Genomic DNA, 23,117 nt, shown 5'->3' with positions numbered 1-23,117 from the left:
CTGATCAACTCTCCAAATCTGGATGAAGCGAGCGCAGCGACGTGAACTCCTCGACCGACATGCCGACAGCCGCGGCGTCCTGCGCAGGCAACGACTGCGCAAGTTCGGCCGGAGTGGCGCGCCAGAACTCTTCGGGGCGCCAGTTCAGCAACAGGGAGGCAGCGCGCCAGCATCGCTGGGCACCGGCCGTGAAGCTCACCCCGCAGCGCCTTGCAGGATCTGCGCGAGAATAACCTTCAGAATAGGAGTAACGTTGACGAGACCCGCCGCCGTGACCGCCTCGCCAATGCGCTCCCGAGTGATGCCGCTCGGACGGGACGTGGTGAGATGATCCAGTAGGGCGACCATCTCGACCAACTTGAGTTTGCTCTCACTCGCCCGCTCGATCAGGCCGAGAAGCGATCCGAGTTCTTCCTCCGCCGCCACGAGCGCGGCGAAGGTCGGCCGCACCAGGATCGTCTCCCCGCCAACCCGCAAGCTTGCCTCGCCGCGCTGTGGGTTGGCCCTCATGCGCTCTGCACCGCCCCGGAGCTCTCAAGGGCGACGCTGTAGTTGCGCTCGCCATTGAAGTCGCCGGCATATTCCAGACGCGTAACCAGGAACTGCCCGGTCATCGCCTCACCGCTTTCGAAACTGAGCTGGTAAGGGGCGACGACACCCCCAAGCGCCAGGGACCGCAGCTGGGCCTCGGCCGAGCTTCCGGTGAAAATGCCCGTCGCACTGACCGACACCGAACGAATGCCGGCGCCGGACAGCAACTCCCGCCAGCCACCGCTACCCTTGTGAGTGATTGCGATCGCGTCGCCGTTGATTGCAAGCTGGGTCGTCTTCAGTCCGGCGACCGTCGAATAGGTCGTCGGGTTCGCACCCGTGCCGATCTTCAACAGGAATGCGCTTCCGCGTTCAGCGGCCATGGTCAGCTCCCTTTCAAGCAAGCGCGAAAAGTCGCGCGCGATAATCGATTGCGGCCGCCCACGGCCCCGCGACGTCCCGCAGCACACGCCTCTTCAGGAGACGGCACGTGACAAGACTCCATCCAACGGGCTCCAGGTCGGCTGTCATGGCGTCGGCAACGCGGTCTGCCAGTGCCTGCAACCTTGCGGGCTGGTCGTCCCACAGCGTCAGCGCCACAGCTACTTCGCGCCCGACCTCTGTCTTGGTACTCCAATCCCCTTCCGTCCCCGCGTCGACGACGAGATATGGAAAGGCCGCCCGCGCCGGCGGTCCATCGTAGATGCCGCTCAGGTCGGAAAGCAGGGAAAAGCGGCTGACCAGCGCCGCCTGCAGCGCTTGCCCGGCGCTGCTCACGAATGCCTCCGCAGGTGCCGCAGGCTCGCGTTGCTGAGCCAGGATCGGAGGAGGTGACTGCCGGTCACGACCACGTCGTTGCCATGCACCGAAACGGTCGCACTCCCCAGTTCACGGCCGACCTCGTCCGCCACTTCACGCCGACGCCGCTCCGCCGCCACGCTGGCCAGCTGCTGTCCATGTTGATCGAGTGCCTTCACGCGCGCACCTCTTCGCACCGCAACTGAATCCGATCCGGTAATCGGGGATCTTCGATGATCTGCTTCACAAGGAAATGACGTTCTCGCCAGCGAAGCCGCTGTTCGATACGGAGGTCCTTCCTCGCCCTGATGACCACGCGGTACCTGGCCAGGGCGCTTAGCGTCATTCCTTCCGCTTCCGATCCGGTGCCGTCCGGAGTGACGCTCGCCACGCAGCTCGCGAACGTCTCCCAGACGCGACGGCTCAGGCCCGCCGCCGTTCGCACGGAAACAAGCCGCTGAAGCTCGACGCGTTGCGTCAGCGTTCCGGCGAACTCGGCGCTCATGCGATCACCATTCGGCGGTATGGTCGCCACAGCGCGGTTACGCTGGCGGGCGGCTGATCGTCCTTGCTGTCGCGAACGGTGTAGAGGTGCGACACCAGCCGAAGGACACCTTGCCTGATCGGCTCCGGAACCGCGTTCCGCTCCATCGCCAACCCGGCCGTTCCGCGCACTACTAGGCGAACGCCATGAGGCAGCCGCACCCAGCCCGCTCCGCGATCGTCAATATCGATCTGGTACTCGTCTGGGGTCAGCAGCACTTCATTGGGCGTCCCGGCGCCAGCCGCGACATTGTCGATCGAACGGACAGGGCTCGCATGTAACGCTTGCCACGACCCCGAACCGAGCACCTTTTCTTGAAAGGCTCGACAAACGACGACCTGATTCAGGAACGTTTCGCAAATGGCGCTAGCGGTGCGCACCAGGCCCGCCAGCAAGGCTTCCTCCTCGCCTGTTTCGACCCGAACAAAGGACTGAGCTTCGTTCAACGACACGATGGGCGATGCGAGCACCAGGTTCATTCAGCGCTCCTCCACGCGCAAGACGAGCGATCGGCTGTCCTCGCGACCCATGGCCGTGACGACATGATTGCGGACCCGGTAGACCCGTCCTGCGATGCCGCCGCCGAGTTTAACCCGGCTGCTGCGGTCGTTGAATGATGCGGCAAGTACCTCCACGCCGCTCACCTCCGCTGGCTCGACGCTCCAGGAGCTCTCAGCGAGGAGGTCGCCCTCAAGATACTGGCGTCCCCAGTCGATCCCGTAGTCCAGGACTGCGGAGGGATCCTTCATCAGCAATGACATGCAAATTCTCCTGCGGGCTACCGAGGCTCCGGAGCGTTGGTCTGATCCGGCACGGCCGTTGCGGTTCGCATGGCTGGCGGCTTGACTGGCGTGCTTGTGGTGGCGGGTTGGCTGACGGCGGCGTGCGCCAGCGCAAAGGCTGCGATGCTCATGTTTTCTGCTCCTACGCGCTGACCCACGTCATCACGCCGGCCCGATCGACTTGGTTGAGAGCGCCCGAGCGAATGAACAGCCGTTTGACTCGCACCGGCACGGCATTGTTGCCGCCCACATCGGACCCAACCACAACCTGCGTGCAGGGTTGAGCGGCTAGATTGTCCGTGCTCGGCGGCGCTCCGTTGATCGCAATTGAGCTAGCCGGTCCATTGAAGATCAGGTGAACGGTGAAGTCGGCTGCCAATCCTGGTGCGACCTCGCTGCCATAGCCAGACGCAAAGGCTCGGATCTTCCCGCTGCGGCTTCCTTGCAAGAGGCTTACACCGCCAAGATCGAGCAAGCGGGCGTCGATCCCGCCATATCCTTCCTGCTGCAGGGTCGCGATGAGCTCGAACGGCGGGTCGACCCGCGGCCAGTCACCAAAGCCGCCCATGTTGAACAGGCCATAGTTGGACCCGCTCGTGACGATCCCATTGTCGACGACGGAGACCGTCCCGACGGTGTTCCGCAGGTGATTGCCGTTGGGTGACTGGTCGACCGCCCAACGCGCGGTCGCGCCGATGCCGGGGCTGCCGCCGCTTCCATCGGCGTTGACCGCCAGCTTGGTGCGGTTCGTGAAGTCGTAATAGGCGCCTTTCTGTCCTGCGGAAAACAGTGCCGGCATGCCGCCGAAGCTGGCTGCTGGCGCTGCAGCCGCGCGGCGGCGGGTTGCACCCAATATCCCTTGGGCGATCATGCGAGATCGCCAGTAAGGGTCCAGACGTCCGCTCCTACCTTCTTGAGCGTCGCGACGGCAAACTGCCCCGCTGTTGCACTGACAGCTCCCCGCTTGTTGATGATCACTCCCGGCCCCGGGGTAGGCGTCACACTTCCACTGCCGCCCTGCTCCATCGTGATCTCGGCACCCAGCGGCATGGCAGCCACGCTGTTCGGCGGGATGGTGAACGTGACGGCCGAGTTGCTAGTGAAGCGAACATAGGAGTCTCGATCGCCGGCGACGGCGGTGTAAGCCGCGCCACTCTGCACCGTCACCGGGCAGTGCCCCTTCAATGATCCCCTTACCGCATCCACGTTGCCCCATTCGTCGATGGTCAGCGCGGTCTGCGCGCCCATGCCGAAGTTGTCAGTTGTGGCCAGCGACAAGCGGGAGCCGCTCGTTGGATACGAATGACTGTAAACGCCGGCGCCCGCGCTCATTCCACCCCCACCTGCATACCCGAAGGTTAGCGCGGTTCCTTGCCCGGCTATGCAGCTGTGACGAAGGTGAACACTCCCCTGCTGCGGACCGGGCTGCAGTACGTTCCAAGGCCGACTGACTGCAGCAATTGGCAACGACGCCAGCTCGGCGCTGCCGTTTTGCATCGCCATGAAGCCCGGCACCACCAGCGCAGCTTTTTGCTCCACCGTGCCGGCTCGCAGCCAGCTTGCCGAGCTGTCTTTGTCGAACCCGACCTCGTCAAGCAGGCCGCCGCTGAAGATCGATGGTGCAGTAGCCTGCACCGGTGCTTGCGCACTTTCCGCGTAGCAGCCGACAAAGCTATTGCGTGCGTTCACGTTCGCGGGGTTGGTCTGGTAGGGCGAAGCACTGGTCCAAGTCTGGCCGGCGGTCCAAACCTTGCAGCTTGGATGGCCTGAAAACTCGCGCCAGGCCTCGGCACCATTTGACACGGAACCGGGTACCTCCGTAGCGGCCTGCGCCTCGCGGCCGGCAACGACATAGAAGTAGCGGGCCGGCGTTGTACCATGTTTGCAGGTGCCTACCGGCCCGTTGCAACCCGTTGCGTCGACGACACCGCAGTCCCGAACGTGCGGCGCGATGTGGGTGTTTCCCAGAAAGGTATACTCGCGAAATCCAGCACCACCGTTGCTGATCGACGAACAATTGATGGTCGTGCCGGCATTAGCGTCCGTCCCGGCGAACAGGTAACCGTCACCACGGTTATACATGGACTGGCAACGCTCGAGGTAGAAGCTGTTGCAATTGCCAGCCCGTAGATCTGAGTTCGCAACGAAGCCGGTGCCACCGAAACATACCGCTGAAACATTGATGCAGGTCGCCCAGTCTACCGCCAGTTCAACCCCATTGCCGGTGGGACTGTTACCTGCGGCGTAGCTCGTGACCGATCCGGAACTGGTGACGGTGACGTTGCCTCCGACCAATTGCACGTTCTCGAGGGACGAACTCGCGTTGTTCGGTCCTCCCGTCAGCCGTACGCACGTCTTGTTCTTCGCAGCGCGCAGCACCGTCGAGGCGCCGCCGGGTTGGCCCGAGTGCTCACCAACGAGCCGCAGCCCGTTGCTGTCGAAGCGGTCCGCAAGAAAGTAGCGGCCGGACGGCACGAACATGACGTGATTGCCTGCGAACACGCCCTGGGTCTGGGACAAGATAAAGTCGCGGCAAGCGACGAACGCCGGCAGGTCGTCTGCCACATAGTCGCCGACCGCTCCGAACCAGCGAACATTGAACGGTCCGTCGACCTTGCGCATCCAGCAGCCGGCAGCGCCGGTCGGATCACCGGCTGGCGCCACGCACACGCCTTGCCGCGGGTCCGCCGTGACCTTCGCCGAAAGGTCGGAGCTGTCGAACACGAAGAGGCCTTCACGGCCTCCCTCCCGCAACCAGCGTACCGATCCGTTGCCCGGGCTTCCGCCACCCGCTTCTGACAGCTCGGCCCGCGTTGCGATGCTCACGACGGCACCAGGCGTTGCGGTTCCAATCGCCGACTGCTGCTGCGTGAACCATTCGGCCGCTGTCACCAGGCTGATCGTCTTCGCCCCGCTGCTGAAGTCGGTCGCAGTGCCGCTCACGGGCTGGCGGGTAATCGTCCCATCGGCCTGGAACGACCCGCGACCGACCTCCCGCTCGGACGGATGATCGATCCCTTGCATGCAATAATAGAACTGGTCGCCGAAGTTGAGCGCTTCGGCGAACGAGGAGAAGCCCTGCACGGCCGCGCCCGGCACGACAGGTCCCGTCCCCTGAGTTGTCGTGTAGGTTCGCACGAGATCAACGAACCTGGGGGTGAAGACAGCCGGCATGGCTTCTCCTCTTTGATGTTAGCTTGAAGATTGGTCGGCGAGGTCGCCGATCAGGCGAACTTTAGCAGTTTGATCGCTTCGCTGTTCACGACCTGTCCACCGATCCGCTTCGTCGCATAGAAGTAGACGTACGGCTTCTTGGTGTAAGGATCGCGCAAGATCATCGTTTCCGCCCGCTCCGCGATGATGTAGCCGGCCTTGAAGTTGCCGAACGCGACCGACAGGCTGTTTGCGGCGATGTCGGGCATGTCCTCGGCTTCGATCACCGGGTAGCCGAGCAGGGTGGCGGGCTGGCCGGCGATCATGCCGGGCTGCCAGATGAACGCACCGTCCGTGGTCTTGAACTTTCGGATCACCGCCGCCGTCGCCGAGTTCATCACGAACACGGCGCCCTGCCGATACGGCTGGCGCAGGCTCTGCACCAGGTCGATCAGCTTGTCCGCCGGGTTGGTCGCCGGGAAGGCACCGGCCAGGCCGGTGCCGATCGTCTGCAGCGTGCCCATTGGCCGGGCACCATCCGCCGTTGTCGCATTCGGCGAGGCTAGAAAGCCGAGCGGCTGGTTGACGCCGGTGCCTTTGATGAACGCGGCGCTTTCCGCCCGAGCGAACTCGGTGGCGATTTCGCTGGCGAGCCAGCTTTCAACGTCGAACAGCGCGTCGTCCAGCATGTGCTGCGAGGCGGCCGGGTTGGCGTACAGCTCGCCGCTAGCCGGCACGACTTCGCTGAAGGTGGGGGTCCCGGTCTCCGGACGGGCAGCCTCGAAGCCGACCCAGCCAGATGGCGTTCCGCCGGTCGTGATCAGCTTGCGGTAATTTGAGGTGCCGACCTTCACCACATTGGCAATCGCGCGGATCGGCGAGATCGTCACCAGCGTTCGGTCGATCTGCTCGTCGATCTCTCGCGGGATGGCGAACCCGCCTGCACCGCTTGACGCATTGTCCGCCGACTTGGCTTCCAGGCCGCTCTCGACGCCCCGGCGCAGGAAGCGCTCCACGAACAAGCTGCTCTCGGCTGACTTGACCCCGTCAAGCGCGGGTCGCTTGCCTGCAATCACCCCTGCCGCGAGCCGGGCCTTCAGGAGTTGCAGCTCATCCTTGAGCGACATTCCCGCTTCATCATGCTCGAGCTCGTCAAATGACGTCACCAGCGCATCCGCTTTCACTTCAACCATGCACTTCCTCCGACAAGAAAAAGGCCCCGCCGCGGGATGCGACGAGGCCGAATTGCGCTGCACTTGTTTGTTGTGGCTCAGCCTGGACGGACCGCGTGGATCAGCGCCCGGGGCTGCATCGGCTTGCTGACGACGCTCACTTCAACGAGATCCAGGTCGGTCAGCTCACGAGTTCCCTCGAGTTGGCGCGACTGCCGAACCCGGTATCCGAAGCTTAACCCGTTCAACCGGCCGTTCTCGATCAGCCCGGCCACGCGTCCCTCTGAAGCGTGGCCTTTGACGCGAGCAATCACCCGCAACCCCTTCGCATCTTCCGCCAGCGCCTCGATCTCGCCGATCACAACCCCGGTCCGGTGCTGCCACAGCAACGGGATCGTCCGGCCATTTTGCAATGACCTGGCGAAGGCGCCGCGACGGATGACGTCGCCGCCATTGTCTATCCGGTCAAACACGGCAGCGTAGCCGGCGAAGCGCACGTCCGGCTTTCGATCACCGCGCAGCATGAATAAGTCCCGCCAGGTCGAGCCGCACGGCCAACCCGATCAGCACGCAGGCCAGGAAGATTCGCACCGCCCATGCGACCACCGCCTGCCAGGCGCTGCGCTTTGCGTCCCGCCAAGCCGAGAGTAATTGGCGCAGCTCGTCCATGTCCCGACGGGCATTGTCGTCGTCGAGCCCAAGGCTCGCCAGTGCGCGATGCGCCCCGCTCTGGCTCGCCTCCTCGACTAGCGCGCGCATGTTAATCGGGTCCAGGGCTCCCGTATCCGATTGCCTAAGCAGTTGGGTCAGGAGTGCTTCCGCTGACGACTGCGCCGGGCTCACTCGCGGTTCTCCGGCTTGAAGCCAAGCTGTTCGCGCTTCTCGTTGCGCGACAAGAAGGTCGCCGCTTCGATCCGCTGCCAGAGCCGCTCGCGGTCCTCGATCAGTTCGCTGATCCGATCCACGTCGACGGCAAAGCTCACCTTACCGAACCAGTCGCTGAGGCCGTCCGCCAACCCGTCAAGCATGCGCTCGGCGAGCGGCAGTACCGTTTGCCGATACAGCGCCCGCCCTGCTTCCCGGAGGTTCGCGTAAGCCGTGTCGCCGGGCAGCCCGAGCAGCACGGGTGGAACGCCGAACGCTAGCGCGATGTCCCGCCCCGCCGCTTCCTTCAGCGCCACGAAGTCCATGTCCGATGGGGACAAGCTCAGCGACTGCCACTTGAGACCGCCCTCCAACAGCAGCGGCCGCCCCGCGTTCTGAGTGCCTGAGAAATGCGCTTCGATCTGCTCGCGCAGCCGACCCACCTGGTCGGCCGTCAGAGACGATCCATCACCCGGCTCGTACACCATCGCGCCCGAGGGGCGGGCCCCATTGTCGAGCAGCGACTTGTTCCACCGGGTCGCGCGATTGTGCAGCGACGCTGCCGAAATCGCCGCGTCCATGCAGCCAAGGCCCATCTGATCGTCACCCGGATGCAGCGCGCGCAGGTGGATTACCTGCCGCCGGGCAAGCTTGTCTCGCGCCGGATAACGCACTGGTCGTCCACCCGCGCGGTAAACATACGCCGCCGGCCAGCCGCGCTCGTCGACGCTGACCGACACCTTCTCTGGCCGCAGCGGCGACAGCTCAGCCAAGCCGTTCGGACCCTCGACGCAGTATAGGTAGGCATTGCCGTGCAGCAGCAGCTGCGACGCGATGGTTTCAAGCAATTGCGGCCTTGCGACCAGCGCTCGCACCTGTTCCCTGCCCTCGGTCTGATCGATCGGTAGCGCCGCCACCGTACCTGCCACGAGGCGCACCGACCGCTGACCGACCGGATTATTGATGAACACCTCTGCCAGCCGGCCCTGATAGCTCCGCGGCAACGCGTCGCTGTCCGCGGCCGCCATGAACGGCGGCCACGCGGGCGTGCTGGCCGGCGCCGATTTGCGTCCGAACCAACTCATGATGCTGTTTGTCCTTGTGAGCGGCCTCGCGGCCCCGACCGGCTCAACCGGCGATTCGTCCAGTGTTCATGTATGTGCCAGAACAGCGTGACGATGTCAATACTTTTGTGCCTATCCGGTTAGTTTGTGGCCCTCCGCTCTGTTCGCCGGACAGCTTGCCTTCTCCGCGCCCCTCGTGCATAGGCCCGCCCGGATCGGGGCTCGGCATATTGCCTGGCCTCCTTCTTGCTTTGGAACGACAGCCGGAGGGGCGGTGCGCATGGGGCGTCCGTCAGCGATCGGCCAATATGTGAGAACAAGCATGCCGCTGTACGAGCATGTGTTCCTCGCGCGCCAGGACCTGGCTCAAGCCCAGGTCGATGCGCTTGCGGAGAACGCAACCAACATTATCACCGAAAATGGCGGCAAGATCGCCAAGACCGAGACGTGGGGCCTGCGCGGCCTCGCCTACCGGATCGCGAAGAACCGCAAGGCGCACTACGTCATGCTCGACATTGACGCGCCGGCCGCGGCCGTGGCCGAGCTGGAGCGCCAGACCGGCATCAACGAGGACATCATCCGCTTCATGACGATCCGCGTCGATGCGCATGAGGAAGGCCCGTCGGCCATGATGCGCCGCTCGGAGCGTGACCGTGAGCGTGGCGGCCGCGATGATCGCGGCCCGCGTGGTGACGACCGTGGCGACCGCGGCCCCCGCGGCGATCGCCCTGACCGCGCCCCGCGCGAAGAGATGGGAGCCTAACTGATGGCCCGTGCCTTTTTCCGACGCCGCAAGTCCTGCCCCTTCTCGGGCAAGGACGCCCCTCGGATCGACTACAAGGACGTTCGTCTGCTCCAGGGCTTCGTGTCTGAGCGTGGCAAGATCGTCCCCAGCCGCATCACCGCGGTTTCCACCAAGAAGCAGCGTGAGCTGGCGAAGGCGATCAAGCGCGCTCGCCACATCGGCCTGCTTCCCTACGTCGTAAAGTAAGGAGCGCGAGCAATGGATGTCATTCTGCTCGAGCGCGTGGAGAAGCTTGGCGGCATCGGCGATGTCGTCACCGTCAAGAACGGCTTCGCCCGCAACTATCTCTTGCCCAACAAGAAGGCGCTCCGCGCCAACGAAGCCAACCGCAAGGTGTTCGAGGCCAACCGCGCCCGCATCGAGTCCGACAACGCCGAGCGCCGCACCGGTGCGGAAGCCGCGTCCAAGGGCATCGACGGGAAGACGGTTCAGCTCATCCGCCAGGCCTCCAACACCGGCCAGCTCTACGGCTCGGTCAGCGCCCGCGACATCGTCGATGCGCTGGAGGCCGATGGCGCCAAGGTGACCAAGAGCCAGGTGGTGCTCGACCGTCCGATCAAGGCGATCGGCATGCACGAGATCCGCGTCTCGCTGCATCCGGAGGTCAACGTCACCGTTAAGGTGAACGTCGCCCGCTCGCCGGAAGAGGCCGAGCTGCAGGCGCAGGGCGTCGACGTCATGGCCCAGATGTTCGAGCGTGATAACGCCGGCTTCACCGAGGACTATGATCCGAACGCCGAGCCGGGCGCGACCGCCGAGGTTTCCGCAACTGATACGGACGGCGATACGGCTCAGGCCTGATTACTGTCGGATCATTGAGCAGGGGCCGTTGGAGCAATCCAGCGGCCCCTTTCTCTTGTCCCGGGCCATGCTCGCCCCTGCTCACTAGGTCCACGGGCCGTAGGAACGCTCATCCTCTTCCGGTTGTTAACCAATTCACAGGAAGAGGAGATTTCCACATGAACACCGACGACAAGCAGACCGGGCAGCAAGGCTACGGTCAGGACGAGAACATGCGCCAGGGCCAGCAGGGTCAGGCTCAGCAGAACCAGTCGTCGCAGCAGAATGCGCAGCCGATCGGCGGTAACGACAGCGGCTCCGGCTCGGGCACGACCATGAGCAGCGGCAGCTCGACTGGCGAAGGTGGCGGCGCGTCCACGGGCCAGGCCAGCTACGGCAACAGCGGCGAGACCGACACCATGAGCGCCGGCGGCAGCAGCCAGGGCGAGAGCCAGAACAGCTCCAGCCTGGGCCAGGAAAGCGATATGGGTCAGGGCGGCGAGGACTCGGGCTTTATCGGCTCGGGCAGCGCCGGCAATGACATGGGCTCGGGCTCCAGCGGGTCGATGGGTTCAAGTGGCTCGCAGGGCTCGAGCGGATCGATGGGCTCGCAGGGCTCGAGCGGCTCCATGTCGCAAGGCTCCGGTGACTCGATGAACTCGCAGGGTTCGTCGGGGTCGCAGGGCTCGAGCGGATCGATGGGCTCGCAGCAATCCAGCGGTTCGATGGGCTCGCAGGGCTCCGGTGAATCTAGCCAGGGCATGCCGCTCGGCACCGCCGGCGGCGGCTACGGCGGTTCGGCCAACACCCAGCGTTCGAGCACGTTCGACAGCGGCGGCGCCGCCCCGAACGCGTCCGGCCAGGACTTTGCCGATCAGGGTCAGGGCGCCATGAACGAAGACCTGATGGGCAGCGATCAGGGCGACGATGGCCGTAGCACCAACGACATCGAGGTCGAGCGCAGCCAGGGCAACGAGAGCGACGTGGAAGGCAGCTCGCTCTAGCTCCCAAAGGGCGCCGGCGCCGTACCCAACCGGGTGCGGCGCTGTCGCCGTTCAGGCGCTCAGCGCGCCGACCTTGGCCAGATAGGCCAGTTCGCGATCCAGGTAGGATTTGAAGCTTGGCCGGCCATGGATCCGCTCCAGATAGGCCGCCAGGCGCGGATAGCTCTCTGCAACCACGCTGCACCGCATGTGCGGCAGGTTGCCAAGCGGACTCGCCACCGCGACATCCGCGAGCGTCAGGCCATCGCCGACCAGATAGCCTTCAGCGGGCACAGTCTGTTCCAGATAGGATAGCAGCGGCGGCAACTCGTCACGCTCCGCCATGTCTGCAATATCCGCGTTGCCATCACGCCTCAGGAACACGGGCGCGACCACCCGGTTGAAGAACATCTTGGCCAGGCAGCCCATCAGCACGGTATCGGCGAACTCCTCATACCAGATGGTCCGGCCGCGTGCCTTCGCCTCCGCCGGGATGAGAGCCGGTGATGGATACTTCGCCTCCAGATAGTGGACGATCGCGCTGGAATCGGCCAGGCGGTAGTCGCCGTCGGCCAGCGCCGGCATCTTGCCCAGCGGGCTGGCTGCACGGAACTGCTCGTCCCGATCACCGACCCCGACTGGCCGCACTTCCAACTCGATCCCCTTCTCGGCCGCGACCACCAGCACCTTGCGGACGTACGGAGAGAAGGACGAACCGAACAGGATCATCATGTAGCCCCAACATATGTTGCGACGGTGTCGGTCAGCCGCGCGGTTGAGTCAACGCAGGCGGTAATAGTCGGCCACCCGGTCCAGCGCGATCGTCAGCACCAGCTTGCCTGCGCGTGCGGGCCAGCCGAGCGCCGTTTCCGCGTCGCGCATGCCCTCGCCCGCGCACACCACCCGCCACAGGATGTCGGTTAACCCCGGGCCGGCCGCGCTTAACGCATCGTCGAACCGCTGCTTCGCCTTGAGCTGGCTCTCGGCCGGTTCCAACGCTCCCGCCGACCCGCCGCGTGACTTGGCGACCGGCGCCGGATCCCAGCGCATGGTTACCCGCGGCGACAGCTGCGCCCGTTCCCAGTCCAGCCGCAGCTGCTCGCCCGCGTCGTGCTGGCGCTGCGTCAGGTGCCCGCGGGCGAACAGCCAGCCGAGCGGCGACTCCACCGTGTTTACCGACACGGTTCGCCTGGACTTGGCCGATCGGCTTCGCTGGTGTTCACCGTCGAACGCCCGTTCCTCCAGCACTCGGTTCTGAATCGCTGCCATTTGTCTCCACTCCCGTCCGATTCGCGCCCTCTTGCCATGGCGTCGGAAGTGTAGGACAGAGAAAACCAAGTTGGTTACTGGGGGCTTGGAATTATGATCACCCGCATTCGTGACGTGCGCAAGGCGAAGCGCATGACCCTGGACGATGTCGCCCGGGCCTGCGAGCCGCCCACGACGCCGCAGACCATTGGTCGCCTGGAGACGGGCACCCGGACGGTGTCGATCGGCTGGCTAAATCGCATCGCCAAGGCGCTGGGCGTCGAGGCTGCCGATCTGGTTGATCATCCTCATCGTGACGACCTGGAGGTGCTGGCGGAACTGTCGAGCGACGGCGCCGCGGCGCCGCGTCGCGCCGCGCAGGTCATGCCGCCTCGGCCGAAGCCCGGCCAAATCGCCATCCTGGTGACCTCGGGCGTCGGCGATTACCGCACCGGGGACGAAATCTGGTGCGACCGCCTTCTGCCCGAGGACTTCGGCCGGGCCATCAATCGCGACGTCCTGGTTCCCCGCTCTGCCGGCCGCTTCCAGTTCGGGCGCTTCATCGGCCTCGAAGACGGCAAGCTCCACCTCCTCCCGCCCGGTGCAGGCGCTCGGCAGAGCGTTGTCAGCAACCCGGCCTGGGCGGCGGTCGCCGTTCGGCTCATCCGGTCGCTCTAGGCTGGCAATTGAGCTTCAACAAAGAAGTCAGGGACCTCGGCTGCTGCAGGGCCGTTCTCACGCCATCGCAGCGAAAGAGAGCACCATGCCAACTGTCGAAGACCCCACACCGCGCGCTCGAACCTCCAGCCCGATTCGCCTGATCGGTTACGCCGTGCTCGGCTTTCTGATTCTGGCTATAATCCTGCTCGCTCTTGGCGTGTTCAATTTCGAGCAGGCCGGCTGGTTCCAGTAAGTGATCGGGCCGGTGGTGGGCGCTGACGGGCTCGAACCGCCGACCCTCTCGGTGTAAACGAGATGCTCTACCAACTGAGCTAAGCGCCCTCCTGGCGGCTGCTGCCAGCTTGCGGCGGGCACGGCAAGACCGAAGATCTCAGATCACCGTTTGCGGCCCAACTTTGTCAAAGTAACGCCGCAGCGCCAGGCTGGTCGGCGGTGCCAGTTCGATGAACACGCGGCGCGCATCATGTGGGTCCTCGCGGCGCATCAGCAGGTCGCGATCGGTCATGGTTCGGATCCATCGCAGTGCGGTGGTCGCGGGTACGGCGGAAGCGATGCACAGGCTCGACACGGGTACGCGGTGCTGGATGATCTCAGCCTGCAGCAGATCAAGCAGGATGTCCCAGGCAGGATCGGCGAACAGATCGCCGGGGATGAACTGATCGCGTAGCCGGCGTGCCCGGATGATCGAGCGGACAGTCTCGGCGGACACGGCTGGACCTTCGCCTGGCTGCACCGGCCTGGCAGTATCCAGCGAAACCGGCGTGTTCGACAGCCTCGCGAGCGCTGACGCAATCCGGTTCACCTCGTCGCTCAGCTGCTTCAGCCGCACTTCGGTCCGTTCAGGACTGGTTTCCTGAACCCCACCGACCTGCACGGCGGCGCTGGCTAGGGCGATGGAAGTGATCCGTTCGACCGGGCTTGGATCAATGAGCAGCTGCACGCTGGGCGAGGTGACCTGCGCGGCAACAAGGTCGATCCATGGACTGGTCGCCGCTACAACTGCTGCGTACCGGCCACTTCCGGCGTCGTGGTTGAGCCGCGCGAGGTGCCGCACTGCGTTACCGTCGACGGTTCCATCCAGCTCCAGCCAGACCAGCTGTGCGGACGGAGGAACCGTAACCTCTTCGCCAAGGCGGAAGCCGGGCGGCACACGCCATCCTTCGCCCATCAGCGCGCTTCTCGCATTCTCCCGCGCGACGCCGACATTGGCGATCAGCAGCGCCTCGTTGGCGGGCGCCGGAGAATAGTCGGGATACGAGAAGGACGGCGCTCCGGTCATGGTGTTCTTCCGAAATGGGACCCGAGCGAAGCCATGCATATACGCCTCGCCCGCATCCTCCTAGCCCTTTTCCCGAAAGGGTCGGGAATGGAGCGATCGGGGAGAAACAAACAAGCGTGCTGGTTCAACCGAGCACTATGACCATGCCGACCTTACCCAAGTCGCCGGACCAGCGACCGCCCTCACTGATCCAGATTCGTGCTGCTCTGACCACCGCCGAACGGGTAGCGAGCAGCCTGTGCGACAAGCCGGAGCCCGATGTGCAGACCCAGGCCAAAGCGCTGCTGCACCGGCTGGCCGCCATCCGCGCCGAGGTCGACCTGCTTGAGCAGGTCGCCGGAGCGCGACGGTCACGGCCGTTCAAACGCCCTGAGGCAGGTCGCCGCCGCCCGCAAATTCGCCCATGAAGCCGGCTATCGGGGGCGCTTCCCAGCCGGCTGTAGCAAGGAAGCCGCGGTTGAGGAACGCGCGCTTGCCGTAGCGCAGCGGCTGACCGTCCGGCGCGTCCACCCGGCCCCCGGCGGCAAGCAGGACGGCATGGCCAGCTGCGGTGTCCCACTCGCTGGTCGGCGACAGGCGCGGGTAGATGTCGGCCTGCCCTTCCGCGACGATGCAGAACTTCAAGGACGAGCCGACGGAGACATGGCCGCAGCCCGGGCACAGGCTGTCGAGATAGTCGGATGTGTTCTGCGTGAAGTGCGACTTGGAGGCCACGGCAAGCAGATCGACGCCGCGTTCCCTGGTCCGGATCGACGAGCGTTGGGAACCCGGCCCCTCGATCCAAGCGCCCTCCCCCACGATCCCGGCGAACAGCCGCTCCTGCTCCGGCGCAAGCACGACCCCGAGGCGCGGCGCGCCGCCGGCGATCAGGCCGATGTTGACCGTATAATCGTCCCCACCGCGCACGAACTCCTTGGTGCCGTCGAGCGGATCGACGAGGAAATAGAGGTCATCATGCGCTGGGATGCGTCCGGCCGCGACCTCCTCCTCGGCAATCACCGGAACGCCTGGGGCAGCCTGCGCCAGGGCAGCGAGGATGATGCGTTCCGCCGCGTGGTCGGCTTCCGTGACGGGCGACTGGTCGCCCTTGTGCGCCACATCGAAGCCGCGGCGGCGAACGGCACGGATCGCCTCGCCGGCTTCGCGCGCGGCGTCGCTGAGGGCCTGGATGAGTTGCTGGTCGTTGGTCAAGATCTGCCTCTCTGACCGGGCCGGTGCGGAGTTAATCCGCGCCGTCGCTCCTACTGTCGGCGGGCGGCCGAGGTTCGCCGGCTCTACCCGCTGCTGCGAGCGGCTCTGCCAGCCGTCCTTACTGCGCTCGGCGGCTCACTTTGGGGCCATCCGGATACCGCCGTCCAGCCGCACATGCTCGGCATTCATGTAGCCACTCTCGATCATGAAGACGGCCAGCTCGGCATATTCCTCGGGGCGGCCGAGCCGCTTGGGGAACGGCACCTGCGCGCCCAACGCGTCCTGCACCTGCGGCGGCATCATCGCGACCATCGGCGTCTTGAACACGCCCGGCAGGATCGTGTTCACCCGCACGCCCTCGTTCATCAGGTCACGCGCGATCGGCAGGGTCATCGCCAGCACGCCGCCCTTGGACGCGGAGTAAGCCGCCTGGCCGATCTGACCGTCCTCTGCCGCGACCGAGGCGGTGTTGATGATCACGCCCTTCTCACCGTCCTCGCCAGGTTCCGCATCGACCATCCCGGCGGCCGCATGAGCAATGCAGCGGAAGGTGCCGATCAGGTTGATGCCGATCACCAGTTCGAACTGATGAAGCGGGTACTTCTTGACGGCCTTGGTCTCACGGTCGCGGCCGACGGTCTTCACCGCGTTGGCAACGCCGGCGCAGTTGACCAGCACCCGCTCTTGCCCATGCGCGGCGCGCGCCTTCTCGAACCCAGCGGCAACGGTGTCGTCGTTGGTGACGTCCACCTCGCAGAAGATGCCGCCGATCTCGCCCGCGACCTTCTCTCCCTGTTCCTGGTTGCGGTCGAAGATGGCGACCTTGGCGCCCTTGGCGGCGAGCGCCCGCGCCGTCGCTTCGCCCAACCCCGATGCGCCGCCAGTGACCACTGCCGCGATGCCGTTGATGTTCATGGCTACTCCCCGTGTTGTGAAAAAAGCCGAGTGTCCACTTCGTCCACTTCGCCTGATTTCAATATCTTAGTGTTGCTCTCAGCCGTTTATCGATCTGCACGCATGTAGGACAAAACAATCTTTTCTTGCCCCTGAAACGGTCATGCTAGGATTGTTTCTGCATCCATCCAACCGCAACCAACTGCGGCTGTTGTGAGGTGGACCTCGAACCAGTTCAGGATGACGCCTCATTGGGTTCAACCCGCGCCAGCACCGCCTCGACCTGCACCTGCGCGCCGGCTTCGACGTTCAGCTCCGCGATTGTGCCGTCGAACGGCGCGACCATCGCGTGCTCCATCTTCATCGCTTCCAGCGTGAGCAGGCGCTGCCCCTTAGCAACCCGCTCGCTGGGCCCAACGTCGACGCTGGTCACCTTGCCGGGCATCGGCGCGATCAGGGCGCCGTCGGACGCCGCTCCACCCACCTTGCCACGCGCGGCCAGCGCGAATTCGTAAGCCTGCCCTTCGTAGAAGACGACCACTCTGTCCTCGTCGCGGAAGCCCGACGCCGCCGCGAAGGTTCCACCGGACTCCAGGTCGACCGTGCGGAACTGACCATTCCGGCCGAGCGCCACGGCCGAGCGAGACGGTGCGTTGAGCCGGAAGCCGTCAGGGCCGGAGCCCTGCGCATTCGCCGCCAATGCGACCACCGCGCCCGCACGCCAGAGATCGTCCGAAGGCTCCGGATCGGGGACGAGTTGCGCCAGCTTGCGTTCGATGAAGCCGGTGTCGAGCCGCGCTGCGCCAAAGTCCTCGTCGAGCAGTGCTTCAAACAGGAAACCGGCGTTGGTCCGCACGGGCCAGACCTCGACGCCCTCCAGCATGTTGGCCAGACCAGTGATGGCATCCTGACGGTCGGCTCCGCTGGCAACCAGCTTGGCGATCATCGGATCGTAGAAGGGCGAGATGGCGTCGCCCTCTTCTACCCCGGTTTCGATCCGCCCGTCTTCGCCCAGGTCGAAATGCTCGAGCTTGCCGACGCTCGGCAAGAAGCCCTTGGCCGGGTCCTCGGCGTAAAGCCGCGCTTCGATCGCGTGGCCGGTGATCGACAGCTCGTCCTGGCGCTTGGGGAGCGGCTCGCCGCCGGCGACGCAAAGCTGCCACTCCACCAAGTCCTGCCCGGTGATCTCCTCGGTCACCGGATGTTCGACCTGCAGGCGGGTATTCATCTCCATGAACCAGATGCGGTCGGCACGGAGGCCCTCGCTGGCGTCGGCGATGAATTCGATTGTGCCCGCGCCTTCGTAGTCAACCGCCTGCGCGGCGCGAACGGCTGCGCCGCACACAGCTTCGCGCGTCGCCTCGTCCATGCCGGGCGCGGGCGCTTCCTCGATCACCTTCTGGTGGCGGCGCTGGAGCGAGCAGTCGCGCTCGAACAGGTGGACGACGTTGCCGTGGGCGTCGCCGAACACCTGCACCTCAATATGGCGCGGCGACAGAATGTATTTTTCGAGCAGGACGATGTTGTTGCCGAAGCTCGACGCCGCCTCGCGCTTGCAGCTGTCGAGCGCGTCCAGGAACGCCGCCGCATCATCGACCCGCCGCATGCCCTTGCCGCCGCCGCCCGCGACCGCCTTGATCAGCACCGGATAGCCGATCGCGTCCGCTTCGGCCTTCAGCCGCTTCGGCGACTGGTCCTCGCCCAGGTAGCCGGGCGTGACCGGCACGCCGGCATCAGCCATCAGCTTCTTGGCGGCGTCCTTCAGGCCCATCGCGCGGATTGAGTCCGGCTTCGGTCCGACCCACACCAGCCCGGCGTCGAGCACCGCCTGCGCGAAGTCGGCGTTCTCGGACAGGAAGCCGTAGCCCGGATGGATCGCCTCGGCGCCGTTTTGCTTGGCGGCGGCGATGATCCGCTCGCCGACAAGATAGCTCTCCCGCGCGGGCGATGGGCCGATGTGCACCGCTTGGTCCGCCATGCGCACGTGCAACGCCTTGGCGTCCGCGTCGGAATAGACCGCGACCGTGCGGATGCCGAGCTTGCGGGCGGTGCGGATCACGCGGCAGGCGATCTCGCCGCGGTTGGCGATGAGGAGCGACTTGATCATGGTGCTCCGATCGGCGTTTGTAGTTGAACAACTTCCGTCACGCAGCCCGCCTCACCCGGGAAGCGGCCCTGCTTGTCAGGCCAAAGAAGCTGCAGCCAAGTCGGCATGTCGCGACCCGAATGGCCGGCGAACCACTTGGCATAACCAAGATAATTGCTCGGGATCTGCGGGTTGGCTTGGAGCTTCACAGGGGAGCCGTTCAAGACGTCGTGGAGTTGCAGACCCGACGTCGGCGTAAGCTTACTGTCGCGAAGCTCCGCGACCGCGTTGTTGAGAACAGGGCCGACCACATCGCTATCCATTCCGAGGCAGATAAGCTCGGGCCACCCGAAGGTGTTGGGTAATCCTATGGTGTAAGCAAACCATTCCTCCGCATCATCGCTGTCCGTGGCTGGCGCTACTTTCATGATGCTCCAGCCATGATCTCGTACATGAGCGATAATGTTCTGTTCGGCGGGATCGTTCATCATCACATCCGGAACACGCCGAACTGCGGGCGCTCGGCGATGGGTGCGTTCAAGCAGGCGGCAAAGGCGAGGCCGAGGACGTCGCGGGTCTGGGCAGGGTCGATGATGCCGTCGTCCCATAGCCGTGCGGTGGCGTGCCACGGGTTGCCCTGCGCCTCATAATCGTCACGGATCGGCTGCTTGAAGGCTTCGGCTTCTTGCGGGCTCCACTTGTCGGCGTCGCGGTGGACGGTGGCGAGGACGGAAGCGGCCTGCTCGCCGCCCATGACGCTGATGCGGCTGTTTGGCCAGCTGAACAGGAAGCGGGGGTTGTAGGCGCGGCCGGCCATGCCGTAGTTGCCGGCACCGAAGCTGCCGCCGATCAGCACGGTGATCTTAGGTACCTGCGCGGTAGCGACGGCGGTGACCAGCTTCGCCCCGTGCTTGGCGATGCCCTCCGCCTCATACTTCCCGCCGACCATGAAACCGGAAATGTTCTGGAGGAACAGGAGCGGCACGCGGCGCTGGCAAGCCAGTTCGATGAAGTGCGCGCCCTTGACCGCGCTTTCACTGAACAGGACGCCGTTGTTGGCGAGAATGGCGACCGGCATGCCCCAGATGTGGGCAAAGCCGCACACCAGGCTGGAGCCGTAGAGCGGCTTGAACTCGTGGAACTCGCTGGCGTCCACGATGCGAGCGATGACTTCGTGCACGTCGTAGGGCGCGCGGACGTCTTCAGGGATGATACCGTAGAGTTCTTGCGGGTCGTAATGCGGCGCGCGAGGCTCGCGGGCGGTCAGCGCCGGATCGTGCACCGGCAAGGTGCTTACGATGTCGCGCACGATGGTCAGCGCGTGCTCGTCGTTCTCAGCCAGGTGGTCGACGACACCCGACTTGCGCGCGTGGAGGTCGCCGCCGCCGAGGTCCTCGGCGCTGATCTCCTCGCCCGTGGCGGCCTTCACCAGCGGCGGGCCAGCGAGGAAGATGGTGCCCTGGTTGCGGACGATGACGCTCTCGTCGCTCATCGCCGGAACGTAGGCGCCGCCGGCGGTGCAGCTGCCCATGACGCAGGCCACCTGGGCGATACCCTTCGCCGACATGTTGGCCTGATTGAAGAAGATGCGGCCGAAATGGTCGCGGTCGGGGAAGACCTCGGCCTGATGCGGCAGGTTCGCCCCGCCTGAGTCCACCAGATAGATGCACGGCAAGCGGTTGGCTTCGGCGATCTCCTGCGCGCGGAGGTGCTTCTTTACGGTCAGGGGGTAATAGGTGCCGCCCTTCACCGTGGCGTCGTTGCAGACGATCATCGCCTGCCGACCCGACACTCGGCCGATGCCGCAGATGATGCCGGCGCCCGGCACCTCGCCGTCGTAAAGGTCGTTGGCCGCGAGCTGGCCAATCTCCAGGAACGGCGAGCCGGGGTCGAGCAGGCGCTCCACGCGGTCTCGCGGGAGCAGCTTGCCGCGCGAAACATGCCGTTCGCGGCTCTTCTCCGTGCCGCCGAGCGCCGCGCGCGCCACGTCGGCGCGCAGCCGTTCGGCGAGCGCCTGGTTGTGGGCGAACCGCGCTTTGTACTCCGCGCTGTCGGTCAGGACCTTGGTTTCCAGGCGCGGAGCGCTCATGCGGCAGTCATGTCCGTTCGTCGAAAAAGCCTGCCGCCCGCCTAGCGGCTGCGACAGAGCTTGCAAAGAAGCGGTTTACGAAAGGATGTTCATGTCTCGTCACGTTCTGTTGATTGCTGCCTCCGCCTCCGTTCTGGCCCTTGGCGCTTGCAAGTCGCAGGACACGGGCGATGCAGCCACGGCGCAGGCCGCGGGCACCACCCTGGGCATCGATCCCGCGGCGCTCGACCGTTCGGTGAAGCCGGGCGACAGCTTCTACGATTTCGCCAACGGCACGTGGATGAAGAAGACCGAAATCCCGGCCGACCGGTCCAGCATCGGCGGCTTCTTCATCGCCGACCAGCAACGCGAGCGGCAGACCCGCGAGCTGCTGGACAGCATACTGAAATCCAACCCGGCCGCGAACACGGACGAGGGCCGGATCGCCAATTTCTACAAGGCTTATCTGAACACCGACGCGATCGACCAGGCGGGCATGGCGCCGGCCAAGGCGGACTTGGATTCAATTGCGCGCATCGCCGACAAACGAGCGCTGTCCGCTGCTATCGGCGGCACGCTTCGGGCCGACGTCGACCCGCTGAATGCGACCAATTTCCAGACCGACAACCTGTTCGGCATCTTCGTCACCCAGGGGCTGAACACGCCGGGCGAGACCCTCCCCTACATTCTCCAGGGCGGCCTCGGCCTGCCGGAGCGCGAATATTATCTTTCCGCCGACCCGAAGATGGCGGCGCTGCGCCAGGGTTACCGCGGTTACGTCGAGACGCTGATGCGCAATGCCGGGCTGGCAGACGCCAAGGCTGCCGCCGACCGGGTGGTGGCGCTCGATACGAAGATTGCCCAGGCGCACATGACTCGCGAGCAAAGCGAGGACTTCACCAAGGGCGCGACGGTGTGGAGCCGCGCTGACCTCGAGCAGAAGGCGCCCGGCATCGACTGGGGCGCGTTGCTCAACGCCGCGCAGCTTGGCGGGGCGCAGAAGTTTCAAGCTTATCATGCCGCGGCAATCCCGCGACTGGCCGCGCTGGTCGGGTCCGAGCCGCTCGAGGCCTGGAAGGATTGGCTGGCGTTCCATACACTGAACCAGCAAGCATCCGTTCTGCCCAAGCCGATCCGCGACGCCCAATTCGCCCTCTACGGCACGGCATTGAATGGTACGCCGCAGCAGCGCGGGCGTGACATGCTGGCGCTGAGCGCGGTTAGCGGGCAGCTGCAGGACGCGGTCGGGAAGGCCTACGTGCAGCGCTACTTCCCGGCGTCGGCCAAGGCCGAGGTGCAGGGCATGGTCGACAACATCAAGGCCGCCTTCCGCAACCGGGTTCAGGCGATCGATTGGATGGCGCCGTCCACCAAGCAGGAAGCGCTGAAGAAGGTCGAGACGATCGTGGTCGGCGTCGGCTACCCCGACCAGTGGCGTGACTATGGCTCGCTCAACATCGGCAACAACGCCTATGACAATCAGAAGCAAGCGAGCCTGGCCGAGTACCGGCACCAGATTGGCAAGATCGGCAAGCCGATGAACCGGGCCGAATGGTGGATGCCGCCGCAGCTGGTGAACGCGGTCAACCTGCCGGTGCAGAACGCGCTGAATTTCCCCGCTGCCATCCTGGTCAAGCCGTTCTTCGATCCGAAAGCGGACCCGGCGTACAATTATGGCGCGATTGGCTCCGTCATCGGGCACGAAATCAGCCACAGCTTCGACAACAATGGCGCCATGTTCGACAGCAGCGGCAACATGCGCAACTGGTGGACGCCGCAGGATTTCGCCCGCTTCCAGCAGTCCGGCCAGGCGCTGGCCAAGCAGTTCGACCAGTATCAGGCGCTGCCTGGCCTCAACGTCAATGGCAAGCTGACGCTGGGCGAGAACATTGCCGACGTGACCGGCCTTGCCGCGTCATACGACGCCTACAAGGCTTCGCTGGGCGGCAAGCCGGCGCCGGTGATCGACGGCTTCACCGGCGACCAGCGTTTCTTCATCGCCTACGCCCAGAGCTGGGCCACCAAGATGCGCGACGAGGCCATGCGCGCACGGATCGCCACGGACGGGCACGCACCGGGGCAGTTCCGGGCGCTGACCGTGCGCAACGTCGATCCTTGGTATGCGGCGTTCGGGGTGAAGGAAGGTGAGAAGCTGTACCTAGCACCGAAGGACCGGGTGAAGATCTGGTAGGGC

30 protein-coding genes and 1 tRNA gene are annotated in these 23,117 nt (G+C 65.2%); 8 read left to right on the top strand and 23 right to left on the bottom strand.

All coding sequences use genetic code 11. The features are described from left to right. Positions 1 to 4: 4 nt before the first annotated feature. The 14 genes from OMW55_RS12485 to OMW55_RS12420 form a co-directional block, all read right to left on the bottom strand. Complete coding sequence (locus OMW55_RS12485) at positions 5 to 199, bottom strand: phage tail assembly chaperone (RefSeq protein WP_264883557.1); 195 nt, start codon at positions 197 to 199, stop codon at positions 5 to 7. Continuing rightward, positions 196 to 510, bottom strand: a complete 315-nt coding sequence (locus OMW55_RS12480) for a gene transfer agent family protein (protein ID WP_264883556.1) — start codon at positions 508 to 510, stop codon at positions 196 to 198. Before OMW55_RS12480 ends, OMW55_RS12485 begins: the two co-directional genes overlap by 4 nt. Continuing rightward, complete coding sequence (locus OMW55_RS12475) at positions 507 to 914, bottom strand: phage major tail protein, TP901-1 family (protein ID WP_264883554.1); 408 nt, start codon at positions 912 to 914, stop codon at positions 507 to 509. The genes OMW55_RS12480 and OMW55_RS12475 overlap by 4 nt, the downstream gene beginning before the upstream one ends. Before the next feature lie 13 nt (positions 915 to 927). Next, on the bottom strand, positions 928 to 1,308 hold the full coding sequence (locus tag OMW55_RS12470; RefSeq protein WP_264883552.1) for a DUF3168 domain-containing protein: 381 nt from the start codon (positions 1,306 to 1,308) through the stop codon (positions 928 to 930). Continuing rightward, a complete protein-coding gene (locus tag OMW55_RS12465; protein ID WP_264883551.1) occupies positions 1,305 to 1,508 on the bottom strand; it encodes a hypothetical protein in 204 nt (67 codons plus the stop codon). The genes OMW55_RS12470 and OMW55_RS12465 overlap by 4 nt, the downstream gene beginning before the upstream one ends. Beyond that, positions 1,505 to 1,834, bottom strand: coding sequence for a head-tail adaptor protein (locus tag OMW55_RS12460; protein ID WP_264883550.1), 330 nt, complete (start codon positions 1,832 to 1,834; stop codon positions 1,505 to 1,507). The genes OMW55_RS12465 and OMW55_RS12460 overlap by 4 nt, the downstream gene beginning before the upstream one ends. After that, positions 1,831 to 2,352: a head-tail connector protein gene (locus tag OMW55_RS12455; protein WP_264883548.1), complete on the bottom strand. Its 522-nt coding sequence runs from the start codon at positions 2,350 to 2,352 to the stop codon at positions 1,831 to 1,833. The genes OMW55_RS12460 and OMW55_RS12455 overlap by 4 nt, the downstream gene beginning before the upstream one ends. Continuing rightward, positions 2,353 to 2,634, bottom strand: coding sequence for a phage fiber-tail adaptor protein (locus tag OMW55_RS12450; RefSeq protein WP_264883547.1), 282 nt, complete (start codon positions 2,632 to 2,634; stop codon positions 2,353 to 2,355). A gap of 163 nt (positions 2,635 to 2,797) precedes the next feature. Continuing rightward, entirely contained in the window at positions 2,798 to 3,526 is a 729-nt protein-coding gene (locus OMW55_RS12445; RefSeq protein WP_264883546.1) for a hypothetical protein, read from the bottom strand. After that, positions 3,523 to 5,829 (bottom strand): hypothetical protein, encoded by a 2,307-nt coding sequence (locus tag OMW55_RS12440; RefSeq protein WP_264883544.1) that lies wholly within the window; start codon positions 5,827 to 5,829, stop codon positions 3,523 to 3,525. Before OMW55_RS12440 ends, OMW55_RS12445 begins: the two co-directional genes overlap by 4 nt. A 50-nt stretch (positions 5,830 to 5,879) precedes the next feature. Then, positions 5,880 to 7,001, bottom strand: coding sequence for a phage major capsid protein (locus tag OMW55_RS12435; protein ID WP_264883542.1), 1,122 nt, complete (start codon positions 6,999 to 7,001; stop codon positions 5,880 to 5,882). A 77-nt stretch (positions 7,002 to 7,078) separates the two neighbouring features. After that, a complete protein-coding gene (locus OMW55_RS12430) occupies positions 7,079 to 7,477 on the bottom strand; it encodes an HK97 family phage prohead protease (RefSeq protein WP_319950671.1) in 399 nt (132 codons plus the stop codon). Between the two features lie 13 nt (positions 7,478 to 7,490). Next, positions 7,491 to 7,739, bottom strand: a complete 249-nt coding sequence (locus OMW55_RS12425; protein ID WP_319950670.1) for a DUF6127 family protein — start codon at positions 7,737 to 7,739, stop codon at positions 7,491 to 7,493. A gap of 80 nt (positions 7,740 to 7,819) precedes the next feature. Next, positions 7,820 to 8,929, bottom strand: a complete 1,110-nt coding sequence (locus tag OMW55_RS12420) for a phage portal protein (RefSeq protein ID WP_264883538.1) — start codon at positions 8,927 to 8,929, stop codon at positions 7,820 to 7,822. A 301-nt stretch (positions 8,930 to 9,230) separates the two neighbouring features. On the opposite strand from OMW55_RS12420, the gene rpsF reads away from it, so the two are divergent. From rpsF to OMW55_RS12400, 4 genes are all read left to right on the top strand, one after another. Then, complete coding sequence (gene rpsF / locus OMW55_RS12415; protein ID WP_264884001.1) at positions 9,231 to 9,671, top strand: 30S ribosomal protein S6; 441 nt, start codon at positions 9,231 to 9,233, stop codon at positions 9,669 to 9,671. Positions 9,672 to 9,674: 3 nt separating this feature from the next. Beyond that, entirely contained in the window at positions 9,675 to 9,899 is a 225-nt protein-coding gene (gene rpsR, locus OMW55_RS12410; protein ID WP_264883537.1) for a 30S ribosomal protein S18, read from the top strand. 12 nt (positions 9,900 to 9,911) lie between these two features. Beyond that, the gene (gene rplI, locus OMW55_RS12405; RefSeq protein WP_264883535.1) at positions 9,912 to 10,514 is read left to right on the top strand and encodes a 50S ribosomal protein L9; all 603 of its coding nucleotides are present in this window, start codon (positions 9,912 to 9,914) and stop codon (positions 10,512 to 10,514) included. Positions 10,515 to 10,672: 158 nt separating this feature from the next. Next, positions 10,673 to 11,497, top strand: coding sequence for a hypothetical protein (locus tag OMW55_RS12400; RefSeq protein WP_264883534.1), 825 nt, complete (start codon positions 10,673 to 10,675; stop codon positions 11,495 to 11,497). A 51-nt stretch (positions 11,498 to 11,548) separates the two neighbouring features. On the opposite strand, the gene OMW55_RS12395 is transcribed toward OMW55_RS12400, so the two are convergent. Both OMW55_RS12395 and OMW55_RS12390 read right to left on the bottom strand, forming a co-directional pair. Then, positions 11,549 to 12,208: a glutathione S-transferase family protein gene (locus tag OMW55_RS12395; protein ID WP_264883533.1), complete on the bottom strand. Its 660-nt coding sequence runs from the start codon at positions 12,206 to 12,208 to the stop codon at positions 11,549 to 11,551. Between the two features lie 48 nt (positions 12,209 to 12,256). After that, the gene (locus tag OMW55_RS12390) at positions 12,257 to 12,745 is read right to left on the bottom strand and encodes a DUF6456 domain-containing protein (protein ID WP_264883531.1); all 489 of its coding nucleotides are present in this window, start codon (positions 12,743 to 12,745) and stop codon (positions 12,257 to 12,259) included. Positions 12,746 to 12,838: 93 nt separating this feature from the next. On the opposite strand from OMW55_RS12390, the gene OMW55_RS12385 reads away from it, so the two are divergent. Both OMW55_RS12385 and OMW55_RS12380 read left to right on the top strand, forming a co-directional pair. Then, entirely contained in the window at positions 12,839 to 13,402 is a 564-nt protein-coding gene (locus OMW55_RS12385) for a helix-turn-helix domain-containing protein (protein WP_264883529.1), read from the top strand. A gap of 85 nt (positions 13,403 to 13,487) precedes the next feature. Then, entirely contained in the window at positions 13,488 to 13,637 is a 150-nt protein-coding gene (locus OMW55_RS12380) for a hypothetical protein (RefSeq protein ID WP_264883527.1), read from the top strand. A gap of 13 nt (positions 13,638 to 13,650) precedes the next feature. On the opposite strand, the gene OMW55_RS12375 is transcribed toward OMW55_RS12380, so the two are convergent. Together OMW55_RS12375 and OMW55_RS12370 are read right to left on the bottom strand one after the other, a co-directional pair. After that, positions 13,651 to 13,726: transfer RNA gene (locus OMW55_RS12375), tRNA-Val, on the bottom strand. 49 nt (positions 13,727 to 13,775) lie between these two features. Then, positions 13,776 to 14,684 carry a MarR family winged helix-turn-helix transcriptional regulator gene (locus OMW55_RS12370; protein ID WP_264883525.1) on the bottom strand — a complete coding sequence of 303 codons (909 nt, stop codon included), beginning with the start codon at positions 14,682 to 14,684 and terminating at the stop codon, positions 13,776 to 13,778. Positions 14,685 to 14,800: 116 nt separating this feature from the next. On the opposite strand from OMW55_RS12370, the gene OMW55_RS12365 reads away from it, so the two are divergent. Next, positions 14,801 to 15,091 carry a hypothetical protein gene (locus OMW55_RS12365; RefSeq protein ID WP_264883524.1) on the top strand — a complete coding sequence of 97 codons (291 nt, stop codon included), beginning with the start codon at positions 14,801 to 14,803 and terminating at the stop codon, positions 15,089 to 15,091. Here the strand turns inward: OMW55_RS12365 and cysQ are convergent. From cysQ to OMW55_RS12340, 5 genes are all read right to left on the bottom strand, one after another. Beyond that, on the bottom strand, positions 15,045 to 15,875 hold the full coding sequence (gene cysQ, locus OMW55_RS12360; RefSeq protein ID WP_264883522.1) for a 3'(2'),5'-bisphosphate nucleotidase CysQ: 831 nt from the start codon (positions 15,873 to 15,875) through the stop codon (positions 15,045 to 15,047). The genes OMW55_RS12365 and cysQ overlap by 47 nt on opposite strands. 135 nt (positions 15,876 to 16,010) lie before the next feature. Then, a complete protein-coding gene (locus tag OMW55_RS12355; protein WP_264883520.1) occupies positions 16,011 to 16,790 on the bottom strand; it encodes an SDR family oxidoreductase in 780 nt (259 codons plus the stop codon). A 214-nt stretch (positions 16,791 to 17,004) separates the two neighbouring features. Next, positions 17,005 to 18,876: an acetyl/propionyl/methylcrotonyl-CoA carboxylase subunit alpha gene (locus OMW55_RS12350; protein ID WP_264883518.1), complete on the bottom strand. Its 1,872-nt coding sequence runs from the start codon at positions 18,874 to 18,876 to the stop codon at positions 17,005 to 17,007. Beyond that, positions 18,873 to 19,346 carry a DUF4262 domain-containing protein gene (locus OMW55_RS12345; protein ID WP_264883517.1) on the bottom strand — a complete coding sequence of 158 codons (474 nt, stop codon included), beginning with the start codon at positions 19,344 to 19,346 and terminating at the stop codon, positions 18,873 to 18,875. Before OMW55_RS12345 ends, OMW55_RS12350 begins: the two co-directional genes overlap by 4 nt. Next, on the bottom strand, positions 19,346 to 20,944 hold the full coding sequence (locus OMW55_RS12340; RefSeq protein WP_264883514.1) for a carboxyl transferase domain-containing protein: 1,599 nt from the start codon (positions 20,942 to 20,944) through the stop codon (positions 19,346 to 19,348). The genes OMW55_RS12345 and OMW55_RS12340 overlap by 1 nt, the downstream gene beginning before the upstream one ends. A gap of 91 nt (positions 20,945 to 21,035) precedes the next feature. Between OMW55_RS12340 and OMW55_RS12335 the strand changes: the two genes are divergently transcribed. Further along, positions 21,036 to 23,114: a M13 family metallopeptidase gene (locus OMW55_RS12335; protein ID WP_264883512.1), complete on the top strand. Its 2,079-nt coding sequence runs from the start codon at positions 21,036 to 21,038 to the stop codon at positions 23,112 to 23,114. Positions 23,115 to 23,117: the final 3 nt, after the last annotated feature.

The sequence above is a fragment of the Sphingomonas arvum genome, assembly GCF_026013565.1.
Taxonomy (GTDB): domain Bacteria; phylum Pseudomonadota; class Alphaproteobacteria; order Sphingomonadales; family Sphingomonadaceae; genus Sphingomicrobium; species Sphingomicrobium arvum.
Note: the sequence above shows the minus strand (reverse complement) of the source record. Positions and strands in the feature narration are given on the sequence as shown.